At 73.1% G+C, this 3,985-nt stretch carries 3 protein-coding genes; all 3 read left to right on the forward strand.

The genetic code is table 11. The annotated features are described in order from the left end of the window. On the forward strand, positions 1-438 hold a 438-nt coding region (locus CCR87_RS00975; protein ID WP_201155462.1), incomplete at its 5' end, for an LptF/LptG family permease. After that, a complete protein-coding gene (locus CCR87_RS00980) occupies positions 435-2,645 on the forward strand; it encodes an LPS-assembly protein LptD (protein ID WP_201155463.1) in 2,211 nt (736 codons plus the stop codon). The genes CCR87_RS00975 and CCR87_RS00980, both read left to right, overlap by 4 nt. Positions 2,646-2,837: 192 nt before the next feature. Next, the gene (locus tag CCR87_RS17585) at positions 2,838-3,965 is read left to right on the forward strand and encodes a peptidylprolyl isomerase (RefSeq protein WP_201155464.1); all 1,128 of its coding nucleotides are present in this window, start codon (positions 2,838-2,840) and stop codon (positions 3,963-3,965) included. Positions 3,966-3,985: the final 20 nt, after the last annotated feature.

Here is a 3,985-nt window from a genome sequence, read left to right on the forward strand (position 1 = left end):
CCCGAGGCCGCCGCCGAGGCCCACCCCGCGCTGCGGCTGGAGACCGACCTGACCCCCACCGCGCTGCGCGACAGCTTCGGCGCCCCCGCCACCATCCCGATCTGGGAGCTGCCCGCCTTCATCACCGCGCTGGAGCGCGCGGGCTTTGCCGCGCTGCCGCACCGGATGTGGCTTCAGATGGAGCTGGCGACGCCGTGGACCCTGATGGCGATGGTGCTGGTGGGGGCGGCCTTCACGATGGGCCACATCCGGTCGGGCGGACAGGGGCTGATGGTGCTGGGCGCGCTTCTGGCCGGGTTCGGGGTGTTCTTTCTGCGCGATTTCGCGCAGGTGCTGGGCGAGAACGGCCAGATCCCGGTGGTGCTGGCCGCATGGAACCCGCCGGCGGTGGCCACGCTGCTGGCGCTGGCGCTGCTGCTGCACCTGGAGGAGGGATGACACACCCGCGCGACACACCCCGCCGTCTCCGTCCCGGGGTGCTGGCGTTGCTTCTGTGGACGCTCGCGGCCACGCCCGCCCTCAGCCGCGAGGTCGCGGCAACACCCGACACCGACGTCGCCCGGATGGCCGCCGACAGCCTGGAGATCACCGCCGACGGCGCGCTGGTGGCCACCGGCGGGGTGGAGGTGCTGTACCGCGGCGCCCGGCTGCGTGCCACGCGGCTGGTGTTCACCCGCGGCACCGACGGCGCCCCGGACCGGCTGGAGATCACCGGCCCGATCGTGCTGGAGGACGGCCCCGACATTCTGGTCCTCGCCGATGCTGCCGAGATGAGCGCGGATCTGCGCGACGGGGTGCTGCGCGGCGCGCGGATCGTCCTGGACCGCCGGTTGCAGATCGCCACGCGCGGGGTCGACCGCAGCGAAGGCCGCATCACCCGGATGGAGCGTGCGGTGGCGTCCTCGTGCCAGGTCTGCGCGGACAACCCCACGCCGCTTTGGGAAATCCGCGCCGCCCGCATCATCCACGACAGCGAGGCCCGGACCCTGGAGTTCGAGCGCCCCGCCTTCCGCGTGCTGGGGGTGACGCTGGCGGTGGCGCCGCGCCTGCGCATGCCCGACCCCACCGTGACCCGCATGACCGGCGTGCTGACGCCCGAGCTGCGGGCCACCAGCGCGCTGGGACCGGGGTTGCAGGTGCCGTATTTCATCGCGCTGGACAGCAACCGGGACCTGACGCTGAGCCCGCGCATCCACGCCCGCGGCAGCTACACGCTGGGGGGGACGTACCGCCACAACTTTGCCCGCGGTCGGTTCTTCCTGGATGGCGCGGTCACGCGCGACCGGCTGCGGCCGGGGCAATGGCGCGGCTATGTCGAGGCGCGCGCGGATGTGGCGCTGGCGCCCGACACCGGCCTGGGCCTGCGGCTGGAGGCGTTCAGCGACCCGCGCTATCGCAGCGATTATGGCGTGGGCGAGGACGACATCCGCACCAACACGATCTTTGTCGATCAGATCCGCCGCGACCGTTTGGGCCGGGTCCGCGCAACGCAGTTCCGCACCTTTCGCGGCGACGACAACGCCCTGCTGCCCAACCGGGTGCTGGACGCGCGCCTGTCACAGCGCGTCACGCCGCCGCTGCTGGGGGGCAGCGCGTGGCTGACCCTCGACGCGCTGGCCGCGCGGCGCGATTCCAGCAACCCGGTCATGGGCCGGGGGCGCGATGTGGCGCGGCTGACGTTGCGCGCGGACTGGCGACGCAGCTGGATCACCCCCGCCGGGGTGGAGGTGGCCGCCCTGGGCGCGCTCCGGGCCGACCGGTGGCGCGTGCGCCAGGACGACCGGTTCGCGCGCACGATCAGCCGCATCAGCCCCACCGCCGCGCTGGAGCTGCGCTGGCCGCTGCTGCGCCAGGCGCCGGGCGGGGCGACCCATCTGCTGGAGCCGATCGCCCAGGTCGTCTGGGCCCGTGACCGGCGCGACGCCACCCCCAACGAGGACAGCCTGCTGCTGGAGCTGGACGAGATCACGCTGTTCCGTCTCGACCGCGGGCCCGGCTTCGACACGCAGGAGGCGGGCCGGCGCGTCAACCTCGGGCTGGGGTGGACCCGCCACGACCCCGCCGGGTGGTCGGTCGAGGCACTGGCCGGGCGCGTCGTGCGGCTGCGCGGCGATGGGCATTCTGCGGTATCGGGACCTGTATCGGGGCCTGTATCGGGACCGGTGTCGGGCCTCTCGGGGCAGCGATCGGACTGGCTCGCGGCGGCGCGGCTGCGGACGGCGGGGGGCCTGGCCTTTGCCGGGCGGGCGCTCATCACCTCGGACGGGCGCAGCCCGCGGCAGGAGTTCCGCGCCTCCTGGAGCGGCGCCGGGCGGCAGGTCTATGGCAGCTATGTCCAGATCGATCCCGATCCCGTTCAGGACCGCACCCGCCGCACCGGCGAGCTTGGGCTGGGCGGCGCGATGGAGGTCGGGCGCCACTGGGTTGCGCTGGCCGACCTGCGCTACGATCTGGCGCGCGGCGAACCCGGCACCGCAGGCCTCGGGGCACGGTATCGCAACGAATGCGTGGCGGTGGATCTTTCCCTCTCGCGTCGGTTCGTCTCCTCCACTAGTGTGGCGGCGCGGACCGAGATCGGCCTCAGGATCGACCTGATCGGTTTTGGCGCCCGCCCGGGCGGGCCGGCCCGCGGCTGTGGCCAGTGACCGGCACAGTGCCCGCCCCGGGGGCCCTTCCCCGGGGACCGACCCAGTGACGGGCGGCGCACCCCTTCGCCCGACCCGTGCGAGACCCGAGCCAGACCCGTGGCAACCCAGACACGAGCGACAGCAACACCCATGTCCATGACGCGCCTCCTTCCCCTTGCCGCTGCCCTGACGCTTGCTTTTGCCGCGCCGGTGGCGGCCCAGAACCCCTTTGCGCCCCGCGTGATCGTCGATGACCGCGTGATCACCGCCCATGACATCGACCAGCGCGCGCTGTTTCTGGAACTGTTCAACACCGCGGGCGATCTGCGCACCATCGCGGTGGAGCGGCTGATCGACGAGCGGTTGCAGATCTCCGAGGCGCGCCGCATGGGCATCCGCCCCTCCGAGGCGGAGATCGCCGAGGGCGTTGTCGAATTCGCCTCGCGCTTCGATCTGTCGGCCGAGGAGTTCCTGAGCCTCGTGGGGCAGTCCGGGCTGGAGCCGGAGTCCATCCGCAGCTTCGTCGAGGCCGGGCTCGCATGGCGCCAGGTGTTGCAGCAGCGCTTCCTCGGCCGGGTGGAGGTCACCGACGCCGAGGTGGCGCGCGCGCGCCAGACCACCGCGTTCCGCGGCCAGCCGAGGGTGTTGCTGTCCGAGCTCGTGCTGCCTGCAACCGACGACAACGTGGAGCTGGCCGAGATGATCGCGCGCGACTCCACCCCCGCGGAGTTCGCGGAATCCGCACGGCTGTTCTCGGCCTCGGACTCGCGCGCGCAGGACGGGCGGCTCGAGTGGCTGGCGGTGGACGCGCTGCCGCCGAACCTGCGCCCGGCAATCGAGGCGCTGTCGCCCGGGCAGATCAGCGCGCCCATCGCCGTCGAAGGCGCGGTGATCCTGTTCCTGATGCGCGACATCGACCGCAGCCCGCGCCTGCCGGAGCGGTCCATCGAGGTCGAGTATGTCCGCGCCACCGTTCCCAGCGCCAATGCCGAGGCCGAACTGGCCCGCCTGCGCGCCGGGGCCGATGCCTGCGCGGATTTCCAGTCGCTGACCGCCAACCTGCCCGAAGGCGCGGTGGTGCGTGAAACCCGCCCGCAGCCCGACCTGCCGGCACGGATCGCCCTGACGCTCGCGCGCATGGACGCCCGCCAGATCGCCGCCACCCCCACCACCGGCCCCTCGGTCGACATCGTGATGCTGTGCGGCCGCACGCCCACGGCCGAGCTGATGCCGGAGGGCGCCGCGATGCGCAACCGGCTGACCGACCGGCGGCTGGAGGCGCTGTCGGACGGCCTTCTGGCGGAGCTGCGCGCAATGGCCATCATCGAACAGCGTTGAGGGGCGCGGGATGACCACCC

The sequence above is a fragment of the Rhodobaculum claviforme genome (genome assembly GCF_016653255.1).
GTDB lineage: Bacteria > Pseudomonadota > Alphaproteobacteria > Rhodobacterales > Rhodobacteraceae > Rhodobaculum > Rhodobaculum claviforme.

What these genes read in the sequence shown, in the direction of transcription:
- CCR87_RS00980 (WP_201155463.1), top strand. Translation starts at nt 435, where the DNA reads ATGACACACCCGCGCGACACACCCCGCCGTCTCCGTCCCGGGGTGCTG.